The organism is Micromonospora sp. NPDC047465 (genome assembly GCF_040643125.1).
GTDB lineage: Bacteria > Actinomycetota > Actinomycetes > Mycobacteriales > Micromonosporaceae > Micromonospora.
In genome coordinates this window covers 44730-57879 of sequence record NZ_JBEYTP010000043.1, presented here as the reverse complement: position 1 = coordinate 57879, position 13150 = coordinate 44730, and the positions used below count along the sequence as shown (strand labels likewise).

Below are 13150 nucleotides of genomic sequence, written 5' to 3'. Positions count from 1 at the left end.
GGTGGGGCGCCTCGCCCTATCTGGGGTGGCCGGTTCGGGGCGGCCGGGGGCGGCAGCGGGGGGGGGGCCGCCGGCATCGCGCCGCCGCCCCCGCGACGGTCGGCGGATCAGTTCAGATCGAACTGTCCGTTCTTGGCGCCGGCGATGAAGCCCAGCCAGCCCGCCCGGTTGAACAGCAGCACCGGGCCGCCCTGGTCCTTGCTGTCCCGCAGGGCCACCGCGGCCGGCCCCGTCCCCAGTGGCGCGACCTCGACGCAGTTCGAGGTCTGGCTGCGCGTGCTCTTGCGCCACGGGGCGTCGGCGAGCCGCGCGCGGACGGACGGCGTGTTGGGGATCTGGTTCATGGTCTCACTCCTGAGGTGAACTGCACCGATGGAACGAGTGGCGTCGCACGACCCGACGGTGGTCCCCCGTGATCACCGTTCCGTCAGGCGCCCGGAGTGCCGGCGGCGTTGGGTCGGCGCCGTTGCCGACCCGTACGCCACCGTGGACGCGGTCGCCGTGCCGGGCAGCCGCCCCGTCGCCTCGATCAGCCAGGAGAGGGTGTCCGATGCGGAGAGCGCCGCCGTGCATAACCACTCGAACACCACTTTATAGCGATTTAGCGCGTTTACCTCGGTCGACATGACGTCGGTGAACCCCCCTTCGATGGCCAGCGTCTCCGGATCGAGGGGGTCCGCGAACCGGTAGACGGAGAACGCCGTCGGCGGGAGGTACCAGTTGCCGATCTGGGTGTCGCGGGGCAGCACGTGCAGCGTGACGTTCGGCAGCATCGCCAGCTCGCAGAGCTGCCCCAACTGCTCGCGCAGCACCTCGGGCGGCCCGGTCCGGACGCCGAGCGCCGCCTCCTCCAGCACCGCTGTGTAGCGGGGCGCGTCGGGCGTGCGGGTCAGCAGCGACTGACGGGCCAGCCGGGCCCGCACCTCGGTGTCGATGTCCTCCCCGGCCTCCGGGTCGCCCGCCTCCTCGTCGACCTGGCGGGCCGAGGCGATCCGCACCGACGCGTAGCCCGGCGTCTGGAGCAGGCCCGGGACCAGGACCGGGTTGTACTCGGAGATCTCCGCGCAGCCCGCCTCCAGCTCGGCGAAGCTGCGCTGCTGCTGGGTCATCACCGGGTAGTTCTTCAGCCAACCGCGGATGTCGCCGGCCTCCTGGGTGATGCCGAGGAGCTCCTCGCGCAGCGCCCGCTCGGCGCCGTAGAGGTCGAGCAGGACGCGGACGTCGTCGGGATCCGGACGGCTGCGGCCGTTCTCCAGACGGGACAACTTGGACGCGGAGGCCCAGCCGATCCGCTCGATGACCTGGTCCCCGGTGAGACCGCTGGCCTCGCGCAACCGGCGCAGTTCGGTGCCCAACCTGCGACGGCGCAGGATCGGGCTGGGTGAGGCAGGAGGCACGACGTCCTCTTTTCCGTGGACCGCCACAGACGCGACGGTAACTGTATGAAGTTCGCCCCCCACGGTCAGTATGGACGGCGCAACCCCCGCCGGAGGTCCCGGCGGGGGCGTGTCTCGCAGAAAAGAGGACCGTGGAAGGGCGTGGCGGCCGGTACGACGCCGTCGCGACCCGACCGCGCGACTCCCGACCGCGCCGAGGCGCGCACCACCCCGCCGGAGGGACCCCCATGCGCACCGTCCTGCGCCGCCCGGATTTCCGCCTGCTCTTCGGCGGCCTGCTCGCCAGCATGGCCGCCGAGTCGATCCTGCTGCTCGCCCTCGCCATCTGGGTGAAGGACCTGACCGGGTCGGACGGGCTGGCCGGCGCCACCATCTTCGCGGTCATCGCGCCGATGACACTGGCCCCGCTGGTCGGGTGGTTCGTCGACCGCTACCCGCGCCGCCCGTTCTTCGTGGCGGCGAACCTGGTGACGGCGGTGCTGCTCACCCCGCTGTTCGCCGTCCGCGACCGAGCCGACGTGTGGATCATCTACGCGGTGGCGGCCCTGTACGGCCTGTCGTACATCACGCTCAGCGCCGCGCTCAGCGGCCTGATCCGGCAGCTCGTGCCGCTGGACCTGCTGGCCGAGGCCAACGGCGTGCTCCAGACCGTACGCCAGGGGCTGCGGCTGATCGGCCCGCTGGCCGGCGCCGGCCTCTACGCCGCCGTCGGCGGGTGGATGCTGGCCGCGATCGGGATGGTCGGGTTCCTGTCCGCGGCAGCCGTGGTCGGGGCGCTGCGGACGACGGAGTCACCGCCCGCCGGGTCCGGGTCGCGCTGGCTCGCGGAGGTGGGCGCCGGGCTGCGGCACCTGGCCCGGGAGCCGGCGCTGCGCCGGGCGCTGTTCGGCTACGGGCTGGGCTCGCTGGCGATGGGTTTCAGCGAGTCGCTGATCTTCGCGTACGTCGACCGGGGTCTCGACCGGGACGCCGCGTTCGTCGGCGTGCTGGTCACCGTGCAGGGGATCGGCGGGCTGGTCGGTGGGCTGCTCTCCCCGGCGGTGGTGCGCCGGGCGGGCGAGGTGGGCACGCTCGCCGCCGGGGTGGCGTTCTTCGGGCCGGCCTCGCTGGCGCTGACGTACCCGAACCTCTGGCTCGGCTTCGTCGCGGTGCTGCTGGCCGGGGTGTCGTTGCCGCTGACCATGGTCGGCCTGCACACGCTCATCCAGCGGCGCACCCCGCCCGGGCTGATCGGCCGGGTCGCCGCGGCCTCGGAGGCCGTGGTGAGCGGCCCGCAGGCGTTCTCCATCGGCGCCGGGGCGCTGCTCGTCGGGGCGCTGGACTACCGTCTGCTCTTCGCCGTGATCGGCCTGGCCACCCTGCTCGCCGGCGGCTACCTCTGGCACGGCCGCACCCTCAGCCCCCCGCCGGTGGCCCGGATCCCCGCCCCGCGACGCCCGGCCGACCGGCCCGGCCCCGCCGACGGGCTCGCCCCGGCCGACCGGCTCGTCCCCGCGGGGCAGGAGGCCGCCGGCACGAGCCGCCCGCGGCGGGGGCGGTGACGGCTCCCGGCGGGATCGGTCCCCGCGCCCGGCCGCCCGGGCCGCCGGACGCGACGAGCGACCGGCCCGTCCGGGCCGGCCGCTCGTCGGCGGGTGGTGCGCCAGGTCAGGCGGACAGGCCGGCCAGGTGCTGCTTGACCTGCGTGATCGAGGGGTTGGTCAGGGCGCTGCCGTCGGCGAAGCGCAGCGTCGGGACGGTCTGGTTGCCGCCGTTGACGCTCATCACGAACTCCGCGGCCTTCGGGTCCTGCTCGATGTCGACCACCTCGTACCCGATGCCCTCCCGGTCGAGCTGCGACTTCAGCCGGTGGCAGTAGCCGCACCAGGGGGTGGAATACAGCGTCAGCATGGTCAGATCCTCCAACGGTCCGCCCGGCGGCTTGCCGATCAAGCCCAGGCTAACCGCTGCAACGCTGGGCAGAGCTGAGACAATTCCTCGCTGTGGTGGTTCACTCAGCGTCCGAACGCGTGCTCGCCGGTCTGGATCCGGAGCAGCGGTCGGCGGTGACCGCCCCCGCCGGCCCCGTCTGCATCCTGGCCGGCGCCGGCACCGGCAAGACCCGGGCCGTCACCTCCCGGATCGCCCACCGGGCGCTGTCCGGGGAGATCTCGGCCCGGCACGTGCTGGCGGTGACCTTCACCGCCCGGGCCGCCGCCGAGATGCGGAGCCGGCTCGCCGTGCTCGGCGTGCCGGGTGTGCAGGCGCGGACCTTCCACGCGGCGGCGCTGCGCCAGGTGCGCTACTTCGCACCCCGGCTGCTGGAGGGGCGGGCCATGCCCGAGCTGCTGGACAGCAAGGTCCGGCTGGTCACCCTCGCCGCGGCCAAGGCCGGCCTGCGCGCCGACCGGGCGGCCGCCCGGGACCTGGCCGGTGAGATCGAGTGGGCCAAGTCGTCGCTGGTGGAGCCGGGGGAGTACGTCGTCGCGGCGGCGAAGGCGCTGCGGGACACCCCGCACGAGCCGGCGAAGGTCGCCGACGTCTTCGCCGCGTACGAGCGCCTCAAGCGGTCCAACGGCGTGATCGACTTCGAGGACATGCTGCGTGCCGCGGTCTGGGGGATCGAGGAGCACCGGGACGTCGCCGAGCAGGTCCGCGCCCAGTACCGGCACTTCGTGGTCGACGAGTACCAGGACGTCAACCCGCTCCAGCAGCGGCTGCTGGAGGCGTGGCTGGGCGGCCGGGACGACCTGACCGTGGTCGGCGACGCCAGCCAGACGATCTACTCGTTCACCGGGGCGACGTCGTCCTATCTGGTCGACTTCCCGCGCCGGTACCGCGGTGCGACAGTGGTCCGGCTGGTCCGCGACTACCGCTCCACCCCGCAGGTCGTCGGGCTGGCCAACGCGGTGATCTCGCAGGCGCGGGGCGCCGAGGCGCGGCTGCGGCTGGAGCTGGTCGGCCAGCGCCCGCCCGGCCCCGAACCGGAGCTGCGGATCTTCACCGACGAGCCGGCCGAGGCCAACGCGGTCGCCGCCCGCTGCCGCGCGCTGGTCGACGCCGGCACCCCGGCGAAGGAGATCGCCGTGCTGTTCCGGACCAACGCGCAGTCCGAGGCGTACGAGAAGGCGCTGACCGAGGCGCGGGTGCCGTACGTGGTGCAGGGGGCGGAGCGGTTCTTCGAGCGGGCCGAGGTTCGGCAGGCGATGGTCGCGCTGCGGGCCGCCACCCGCGCGATCCCGGGGGAGACCCCGCTGCCGGCCGCCGTGGTCGAGGCGCTCGCGGCGGTCGGCTGGGCACCCGACGCCGCCCCGGCCGGTGGCGCCGCCCGCGAGCGGTGGGAGGCGCTCGCCGCGCTGGTCCAGCTCGCCGAGGAGTACGCGGCCACCCCGGAGGTGCTGCCGATCGGGCCGGCCGCCTCCGTCGAGCGCCCGGTCACCCTGGCCGACTTCAACGACGAGCTGGCCCGGCGGGCCGCCGCCCAGCACGTGCCGACCGTCGACGGGGTGACCCTGGCCTCGCTGCACTCGGCGAAGGGGCTGGAGTGGGACGCGGTCTTCCTGGTCGGCCTCTCCGAGGGCACCCTGCCCACCACGTACGCCAAGACCGTCGAGCAGGTCGAGGAGGAACGCCGGCTGCTCTACGTCGGCATCACCCGGGCGCGGGAGTGGCTGTGGCTGTCGTACGCCTCGGCACGTTCGCCGGGCGGGCGGGCCCGGCGGCCGTCGCGGTTCCTACCGCAGCTGGACCGCTCGGGCGGCACGGAGCGGGCCGGCGCCGGCCCGGGGCGGCGGCCGGAGCGGCGACGGACCCAGATCGTGTCCTGCCGGATCTGCGGCGCCACCCTGCTCGCCGGGCCGGACCGCAAGCTCGGCCGCTGCCCCACCTGCCCCTCCGACATCGACGACGAGCTGCACGAACGGCTGCGCGAGTGGCGCCAGCGGGTGGCCGGCGGGCAGCGGGTTCCGGCCTATGTGGTCTTCACCGACGCCACGCTGGTCGCGCTGGCCGAGCGGCGTCCCGCCCGGGCGGAGGAACTGATCGCGATCGCCGGCATCGGGCCGCGCAAGCTCGGCCTCTACGGGGAGGCGGTGCTGGCGCTGGTGGCGGGCGCGGCGGTCGACGACGTCTGCCCGGAGAAAACTTTCGAAATCTCGTCGTAAATTCGTTTGCCCTCGCCCCCAGGCGAGGAATAGCCTCATGGCACACCTCGCGAGCGGCGCCATTCGGGCTGCTCACGAGGGGTCGAGACCGTGTCGGCACGAGAGAACGTCAGGGAGGTGGCACCAATGGAGATCTTCTACATCAACGAGCGTCCGGCGGCGCTGCCCGCTGCCGTCGTTCCGCTGTCGGCTGTCCGGGTGGCCCTCGCCGCCACGCGACCGTCGGTTCCGCAGGTGCACCAGGTCGAGGCTCAGGCCGAGCTGATCCTCGCTCCCGCGCCGACCGGAATCCAGGGGACCAGTGGCTTCACGGGCAAGGGCGTCGATGTCGCCAACAAGCGCATGGACGTCCGCGGAGTTCCACCTCGAGGTAGACCAGTCTGATCCATCAGACGACCGGCTCACCTCGAGGCCGCGGAACCCGCATACCGGGATCCGCGGCCTCAGTTTTTTGCCCGTCAAGTACGTCGGAAGTGCGATCCACGAGATCGAAAAGAGAGAGAGGTGACCGGGCGATGAGTCTGGCGTTGGCCCCGCTCGACGTGAGCGTCGAGGTGGAGGCGAACCTGCCTTGCCGGAAGTTCGACCCCGACCTGTGGTTCTCCGACTCGCCCGCCGAGCTCGAGCTGGCCAAGTCGCTCTGCGGGGACTGCCCGCTGCGCGTCGAGTGCCTGGCCGGGGCGGTGGAGCGGGCCGAGCCCTGGGGCGTCTGGGGCGGCGAGATCTTCGAGCGTGGCGCGGTCGTCCCGCGCAAGCGGCCCCGTGGTCGCCCGCGCAAGGAGGACCTCGCCCGCGACGCGGCGCTCCGGGTCGAGGCCGAGGCGCGGCTGGCGGCCAGTGGGCTGTCCGAGTCGCGCAACGCGGTCCGGCTGGCGGCCTGACATGAACCCGATCCGTCCCACCCACGCCGGTCTCGCACCGGCGACGAGAGAGCTGACCACCATGCTGAACGTTCTTAACGGAGTCGCCGAAATGCAATTACTTCACGAAGCGTTGTCCCGGGCTCGAATGCGCCGGCCTCAGGCCGGTCGTACCACCACGAGCACTGAGGCAACCCGTTCCGCCCGTACCGTCGCCATGAGCAGCCGTAACCGATCGGCGCGCGACCTGGGCGTTCTCTAGATCCACACTGATGCCCGAGGGGCGGTGGCCGGTTCGGCCACCGCCCCTCGGCGCGTTCCGTGCGTCGTCCTCCGGTGCGTGTCGGGCGTTGTCGCGTCGCGGCGACCGGTCAGGGGACCGGCGCGAAGCCCGGCAGCCAGCGCTCCAGGATGCCCCGGTAGGGCGCCTTCGCCTCCAACTGGCAGAGCACGCCGATCGACCCGAGCGTCACCCGGTGGATGAGCAGGTACGACGGCGGCAGGTTGAGCTGCCGGCTCAGTTGGTACGCGGGGGAGCGGGGGCTGGCCAGCCGGGTCGCCTCGGCGCGCAACCAGGCCCGGCTGAACCGGAACTCCTCGGCGGCGATGGGCTCCAGCATCGGGCGGAGGAAGTCGAGCACCGCCTGGGCGTCGATCTCCTCGGTGGAGGCGATGAAGCCCTCGGACCGCAGGCCCGCCACCACCTCGTCGGCGTCGCCCCGCAGGGCCAACGCGGCGATCCGGCCGATCGGCTCGGGAGTGCCCTCCGGCATCCGGGCCACCGCGCCGAAGTCGATCACGCCGAGCCGGCCGTCCGGCAGCAGCCGGAAGTTGCCCGGGTGCGGGTCGGCGTGCAGCAGCCCGGCACGCTGCGGCGCGGACAGGTGCAGGATGGCCATCAGCCGCCCGGCCTCGTCGCGCTGCTCCTCGGTGCCCTCGCGGATGATGTCCGCCAGCGGGGTGCCCTCGACCCACTCGGTGACCAGGACCCGGGGCGACGCGGAGACCACCGCCGGGATGTAGATCTCCGGGTCGTCGGCGTACGCGGCGGCGAAGGCGCGCTGCGACTCGGCCTCCAGCTCGTAGTCGAGTTCCTCGGTGATCCGTTCCCGCAGCTCGACCAGGAGCGGCTTGACGTCCAGCCCGGGCTGGATCGCCCGGAACATCCCGCCCAGCCGGGAGAGCTGCTTGAGGTCGGCGAGCAGGGCGTCGCCCGCGCCCGGGTACTGGATCTTCACGGCGACCTCGCGGCTGTGCGGCGCGCCCGACGGGCCGTAGCCCGGCTCCCGCCACACCGCCCGGTGCACCTGGCCGATGCTGGCCGCGGCGGCCGGCGCGTCGTCGAACGCCACGAACCGGTCCCGCCAGTCCGGGCCGAGCTGCTCGGTGAGCACCTTGTGCACGCTGGCCGCCGGCAGCGGCGGCGCGGCCTCCTGGAGCTTGGTCAGCGCCTGCCGGTAGGGGGCGGCGATCTCCTCGGGCAGGGCGGCCTCGAAGACCGACAGCGCCTGGCCGAACTTCATGGCACCGCCCTTGAGCTGCCCCAACACGCTGAACAGCTGCTCGGCGGTGCGCTGCTGGATCTCGGCGGAGATCACGTCGGAGGCGAGCCCGGTGACGCGCTTACCCATGCCCAGGACGGTCCGACCGGCGAAGCCGAGCGGCAGAGCGGCGAGCTTGGCGGTCCGGGACACGGCCCGGCGCGGGATGTCGGTCACCCGGTCATTGTTACCGACTCAGGGGGCCTGCGGCTGCTCTGCCGCCGGGCTGGGTGGATGGACCCCGCCCTTCGGGGGCAGCCGACCGGGCCCGGGGCCCGCGGGACGGCCGTCGCCGCGTCCCCGCGCGGGTCACCGGCGTCCGCCGGGGCGGCCCACCGGCGGCGGTCACCGGCGTCCCCGCGCGCAGACGCAGGAGGGGTGCGGGGGCCACACCCGGCGGCGGAACCGGCCGGGCCCGGCGATCTCCACCGCGCAGCCGAGCGTCTCCGGGGCGCTCCCGTCGAGCTGGGCGAGCGCCTCCGCCGCCGCGTACGCCCCGGCCGCGAGGAGCGTCGCGGTGGCGCACGCCTGTTCCGCGCCGCCGGCGAGCTGGGCGGCCAGCGCCGGCCAGTCCGGGTCGAGGTCCGTCCGGTGCAGGTCGAGGCAGTTCAGGCAGGGGCCGGCGGGCGGGCGGACGAGCGGGCCGACCACGGGCACGCCCTCCCGGAGGGTGACCAGCAGGTGCGGCTGGCGGCGCCGGGCGTGCGCGGCGGCGAGCAGGGCGGCCGGGCGGTCCGCGCCGAGCAGGACGACCAGGTCGGCCCGACCGGGCCGGAGCGGACCCGTGCCCGTGCCCGGGGCGGCGCGCTCGACGGCGTCGCGTACCGCCGGGGCCAGCGGCCGGCCGATCGCGGCGGCCGGGATCCCGGTGCCGACCAGGTCCGCCGGGCGGACCGGGCCGGTCAGGTCCGGGTGCACGTGCCCGACCCCGGCCTGGGCCAGGGCGAGGGCGATCGGGGCGCCGAGGCGGCCGGCCCCGCTGACCACGACCCGGGCGGCCAGCCGGCGGCGTAGCACCTGGGCGGGCGTGCCGGGCAGCCGGGCGGCGACCAGCGCCAGCGCCCCGGCCTCGGCGGCGAGCCGGGCCCGGGACGGCCCGGCCAGGTCCCTCGGCAGCAGCGTGTGCGCGGGTACGACCAGGCCCGCGGCCCGCAGCGCGTCGAGCAGGGTGCGGGCCGCGTCGGGCGCCACCTCGGCGGTGACGGCCTGCTCCAGCACCAGCCGCTCGCTGCGGGTGCCGTCGAGCAGGTCGAGCAGCCGGGCCGCCCGGGGATCGGCGATCTCCAGCAGGACGGCGCGGCCCGGCTCGACGCCGAGCTGGAGGGTGTGCCGGTCCCGCCAGAGGCGGGTGAGGCCGGGCAGCAGCGTGGGGCGGGGGAGCGGGGCTCGACGCATGACAACGAATCGTGACCGCGTCCGTGCTGTCCGTCGATCGTTGTCCACAGGTGCGCGGGTCCGTGTCCAGCGCTGTCCACAGGACATCCCGCGATATCCACAACCGGCCGGTAACCGTGTCGGCGAGCCGACAGCGGCGACGGGTGGGGAGCGTGGCGGTGCGCGACCGGCGCCGGGCAGGGCTCGGTCCGGGCCGTTCGGGTGGTGGCCCGCGACCCGGACCAGGCGCGGGGACGCCGGAGGGGGTGGCCGGCGGCCACCCCCTCCGAAGCACCCCGTACGGGTCAGACCTTCGCCTTGCCCAGGATGCGGTTCACTGTTGTGCCGCACACCGGACACTTGCCCTTGGCCATGTTCATCCCGGTCTTCGAGACCTCGACGCGTCCCTCGAAGTCCCGCTTCTCCTTGCACTTGACGCAGTAACCGTTGTAGGTCTGGGCCTGGTCGGCCACGGTGCCCTCCTCGTCTCGTCCGCCGGCCGATGCCGTCCCGGCGGGTTGCCCGGCGGCGGGCCACGCGGGCGCCGGCGCTGGGTCGTTCTCCCGCAGCCACCGTCGTGACCGCTGGTGCGCGGACCCTACCCAGGTCTGGGCGGTTCCATGTCAGCTGTGCTTCGCCACTGTGAGCAAGTCGACGTCGAGAGTGTGCATGGCGAATTACGTCTGATAAGTCAGTTTGGCGGGGACACGCCGACCGAACCCGGTCGAAAGCCCCGTGCGGGGCCCCGAGCTGCGCCCCGCCGGGTGATCACCTACGGTTGTGGTGCGTCGGCGCCCGCCCGTCGTCGGTCGCCACGAAGGGTGACGACGGCGATTCCCGGCCACCCGTTCAAAGTTTTTTCGGGACTCTGCCGACCAATCATCATTTTCCGGGCGCGTGTCGTCGTGTTGACTCTTGCGGACCCCTGGTCAGTACGCATTAGCTTTCCTTCGTGGCAGGAATCCGAGGCTGCGCGGTCTGCTGATGGCAGGGGCGCGCAAGCCGGTCGTCGAAGTGCGGCGCAGCCAGCGCCGGCGACGGACGGTGTCCGCGTACCGCGACGGTGAGCGGGTCGTCGTCCTCATTCCGGACCAGTTCTCCCGGGCCGAGGAGAGCGAGTGGGTCGACCGGATGCTCGCCCGGCTGGCCGCCCGGGAGGGGCGCCTCGCCCGGTCCGACGCCGAGCTGCTCGCCAGGGCCACCCGACTGATCAGGCTCTACCTGGCCGAGCACGGCACGCAGGCGGTGCCGACGAGCGTCCGCTGGGTGACCAACCAGAACGGCCGCTGGGGGTCCTGCACCCCCGCCGACGGCACGATCCGCATCTCGCACCGGGTCCAGGACATGCCGGACTGGGTGATCGACTACGTGCTCCTGCACGAGCTCGCGCACCTCATCGTGCCCAGCCACAACGCCCGGTTCTGGGCGCTCGTCGCGCGCTACCCGAAGACCGAGCGGGCGCGCGGCTATCTGGAGGGCGTCGCCGCGGTCGCCGGCGCCCCGCTGGCCGACTGACCCCCGCCGCCCGCGCCGTCGCCGGGCCGACCTGCTCTGCCCGCGCCGTCGGTACCCCGTCGGCCGGCTCCCGCGCCTCCGCATCCCGCGCCGTCGCTCGTCCCCGGGCGACGGGCTAGGGTCGCGGGGTGGCCCGACGTGTGGTGGTGGCGTTGCTCGGACCGGTGACGTGGTCGCCGCCCGGCATCGACCCGGTGGACTGGCGGGCCGCGCTCGCCGAGGACGTGGTCGACCTGTTCGCCACGCTCAACGAGGTCGAGACGGCGGTCGCCGTCACGCCGGAGGATCGCTGGCTGGCCGACGCGGTGGTCTGGCCGGACACGGCCGTCCACGAGGTGCCCGAGCCGACCCCGAACGCCGTCTTCGCCGCCCTCGCCGGCACCGGGTACGACCAGGCGGCGGTCGTCGCCGGGGACGCCCCCGACGTGCCGGGCCTGACGATCGGCAAGCTGCTCCGCCCGCTCACCACCCGACCGGTGGCGGTCGCGCCGGTCGAGGGCGACGGACCGGGGCTGCTCGGCGTGGCCGCGCGGCTGCCCGTGCCGACGTGGCTGCCGCCGCTGGACCTGGACACCGCGCGGCCCGCGGCCGTGCGCGCGGCGGCGCCGCGCCCCGGCGACCTGGCGGTCACCCCGGCGTGGCGTCGCCTGCGCGGACCGGCCGACCTGGCCTTCCTCGACCCGGCCGTGGAGGGCTGGGAGACCACCCGCGCGCTGCTCTCCGGCAGCGGTCGGCCCCGCTGACGGCACCGCAAGAGCCACGCGCGACCTTCGCCGGCAAGGAGCACATCGCCCGCAGCACGCACCGCGGCGAAGGGCCGGGACCGGGCCGCGCGAGGGGCGCCGACCGGACGGGCCCTGGCCGCCGCGACGAGCGGCCTTGACCGCACCGCGACGAGGGGTCACGGTCGCACCGCGACGAGGGGCCATGGCCGCACCGCGCGGGCGGCGCCGACCGTGCGGGCCGCCCGACCCGGGCAGGTCGGGCGGCCCGCGTCGGTGGCCACGGGTCAGGGGCGGGCGTCGCCGCCCTCGGTGTCGTCCGGGCGCTGCTCCGGCTCGCCCGGGGCCTTCTCCTCCGGGCCGCCCGGCGCGCTGAAGTCGAAGCTCTCCAGCTCGCTGAGGTCGAACTGGGCCATCGCGAAGGCCACCGGATCGGCGAAGTCGGCGTCCGAGGGGAGCAGGTCGGGGTGGCCCCAGAGGGCGTCCCGGCCGGCGATGCCCCGGTGCTCGGTGAGCGCCGCCCAGAGCGCCGCCGCCTCGCGCAGCCGGCGCGGGCGCAGTTCCAGGCCGACGAGGGCCGCGAAGGTCTGCTCGGCCGGGCCACCGGCCGCCCGGCGCCGGCGGAACGCCTCGCCCAGGCTGACCACGCTGGGCAGCCGGCCGCCGGCCGCGCTGTCCACCACGTGGCAGACCCACCCCTCCACCAGGGCCAGGGCGGTCTCCAGCCGGGCCAGGGACGCCTTCTGCGCCGGGCTGTCCTCCGGGGTGAAGATGCCCTCCAGCGCGATCGCCTGCATCGACTCCGGGTCGGTCGGGTCGACCCGGCCCATCGCCTCCTCGATCGCCTCCCGGTTGACCCGGATGCCCGCGGCGTACATCTCCACGGCGCTGAGCACGTGCCCGCGCAGCCACGGCACGTGCTGGAAGAGCCGCTGGTGGGCGGCCTCGCGCAGGGCCACGTAGAGACGGACCTCGTCCTCCGGCAGCTCCAGGCCCTCGCCGTACGCCCGGATGTTGGCGGGGATCAACGCGGCCGTGCCGGCCGGGCCGAGCGGCAGCCCGATGTCGCCGGCGGAGAGCACCTCCGCGGCGAGCGAGCCGAGCGCCTGGCCGAGCTGGCCGCCGAAGAGCGCGCCGCCGAGGGTGGCGACCATGGACTGCATCGGGCCGAGCTGGGCGCGCGCCTCCGGCGGCACCAGGTCGCCCATCGCGCCGACCATCCGGCTGGCCACCGGGTCGCAGAGCTTGCGCCAGACGTCGAGGGTCTTGAAGATCCACTCGTTGCGGTTCCAGGCCACCGAGGTCTGGATGCCCGAGGGCAGGGCGGACGCCGGCTCCAGCCAGAGGTCGGCGAGCCGCAGCGCCTCCTCCACCGCGTTGCGCTCGTAGGGCGAGACCGCCGGGTCACCGGCGGCGGCGAGCTGGCTGGCGGCCACCTGCCGGGCCAGGTCCCAGTTGACCGGCCCGCTGCCCGACGCGGAGAGCAGGTGCTGCAACTGCGACATGAACTGCTGCATCTGCGCGGGATCGTTGGGGTCTGGTGGTTGCCCACCCGGGAGCGCGAAACCGAACGGAATATCAGGCACGACGTCTACGGTA

The 13150-nt window shown here is 74.5% G+C and carries 13 protein-coding genes; 6 read left to right on the top strand and 7 right to left on the bottom strand.

The genetic code is table 11. From position 1 onward, the window contains the following. Positions 1-107: 107 nt before the first annotated feature. Both ABZ793_RS28625 and ABZ793_RS28620 read right to left on the bottom strand, forming a co-directional pair. Positions 108-344, bottom strand: coding sequence for a DUF397 domain-containing protein (locus ABZ793_RS28625; RefSeq protein ID WP_357462431.1), 237 nt, complete (start codon positions 342-344; stop codon positions 108-110). A 72-nt stretch (positions 345-416) separates the two neighbouring features. Then, entirely contained in the window at positions 417-1397 is a 981-nt protein-coding gene (locus tag ABZ793_RS28620) for a helix-turn-helix transcriptional regulator (RefSeq protein WP_357462428.1), read from the bottom strand. Positions 1398-1624: 227 nt separating this feature from the next. Between ABZ793_RS28620 and ABZ793_RS28615 the strand changes: the two genes are divergently transcribed. Then, complete coding sequence (locus ABZ793_RS28615; RefSeq protein ID WP_357462426.1) at positions 1625-2938, top strand: MFS transporter; 1314 nt, start codon at positions 1625-1627, stop codon at positions 2936-2938. Between the two features lie 106 nt (positions 2939-3044). Here the strand turns inward: ABZ793_RS28615 and ABZ793_RS28610 are convergent, their stop codons facing one another. Continuing rightward, a complete protein-coding gene (locus ABZ793_RS28610; protein ID WP_350703837.1) occupies positions 3045-3287 on the bottom strand; it encodes a mycoredoxin in 243 nt (80 codons plus the stop codon). A 92-nt stretch (positions 3288-3379) separates the two neighbouring features. Between ABZ793_RS28610 and ABZ793_RS28605 the strand changes: the two genes are divergently transcribed. The 3 genes from ABZ793_RS28605 (at position 3380) to ABZ793_RS28595 (ending at position 6420) form a co-directional block, all read left to right on the top strand. Further along, entirely contained in the window at positions 3380-5539 is a 2160-nt protein-coding gene (locus ABZ793_RS28605; protein ID WP_357462423.1) for an ATP-dependent DNA helicase UvrD2, read from the top strand. Between the two features lie 126 nt (positions 5540-5665). Then, a complete protein-coding gene (locus ABZ793_RS28600; protein ID WP_357462420.1) occupies positions 5666-5923 on the top strand; it encodes a hypothetical protein in 258 nt (85 codons plus the stop codon). 131 nt (positions 5924-6054) lie between these two features. Next, positions 6055-6420 (top strand): WhiB family transcriptional regulator, encoded by a 366-nt coding sequence (locus tag ABZ793_RS28595; RefSeq protein ID WP_350682265.1) that lies wholly within the window; start codon positions 6055-6057, stop codon positions 6418-6420. Positions 6421-6770: 350 nt separating this feature from the next. Here ABZ793_RS28595 and ABZ793_RS28590 read toward each other — a convergent pair whose 3' ends face one another. From ABZ793_RS28590 to ABZ793_RS28580, 3 genes are all read right to left on the bottom strand, one after another. Next, positions 6771-8117: an AarF/ABC1/UbiB kinase family protein gene (locus ABZ793_RS28590; RefSeq protein WP_357462417.1), complete on the bottom strand. Its 1347-nt coding sequence runs from the start codon at positions 8115-8117 to the stop codon at positions 6771-6773. A 168-nt stretch (positions 8118-8285) separates the two neighbouring features. After that, positions 8286-9335: a hypothetical protein gene (locus ABZ793_RS28585; RefSeq protein WP_357462414.1), complete on the bottom strand. Its 1050-nt coding sequence runs from the start codon at positions 9333-9335 to the stop codon at positions 8286-8288. 284 nt (positions 9336-9619) lie between these two features. Next, entirely contained in the window at positions 9620-9787 is a 168-nt protein-coding gene (locus ABZ793_RS28580) for a DUF5679 domain-containing protein (RefSeq protein WP_012014940.1), read from the bottom strand. A gap of 511 nt (positions 9788-10298) precedes the next feature. On the opposite strand from ABZ793_RS28580, the gene ABZ793_RS28575 reads away from it, so the two are divergent. Both ABZ793_RS28575 and ABZ793_RS28570 read left to right on the top strand, forming a co-directional pair. After that, a complete protein-coding gene (locus ABZ793_RS28575; RefSeq protein ID WP_357462411.1) occupies positions 10299-10829 on the top strand; it encodes a M48 family metallopeptidase in 531 nt (176 codons plus the stop codon). 128 nt (positions 10830-10957) lie between these two features. Continuing rightward, on the top strand, positions 10958-11572 hold the full coding sequence (locus tag ABZ793_RS28570) for a hypothetical protein (protein ID WP_357462409.1): 615 nt from the start codon (positions 10958-10960) through the stop codon (positions 11570-11572). A 266-nt stretch (positions 11573-11838) separates the two neighbouring features. Here ABZ793_RS28570 and ABZ793_RS28565 read toward each other — a convergent pair whose 3' ends face one another. Continuing rightward, positions 11839-13137 carry a zinc-dependent metalloprotease gene (locus tag ABZ793_RS28565; RefSeq protein ID WP_350703824.1) on the bottom strand — a complete coding sequence of 433 codons (1299 nt, stop codon included), beginning with the start codon at positions 13135-13137 and terminating at the stop codon, positions 11839-11841. Positions 13138-13150 lie beyond the last annotated feature (13 nt).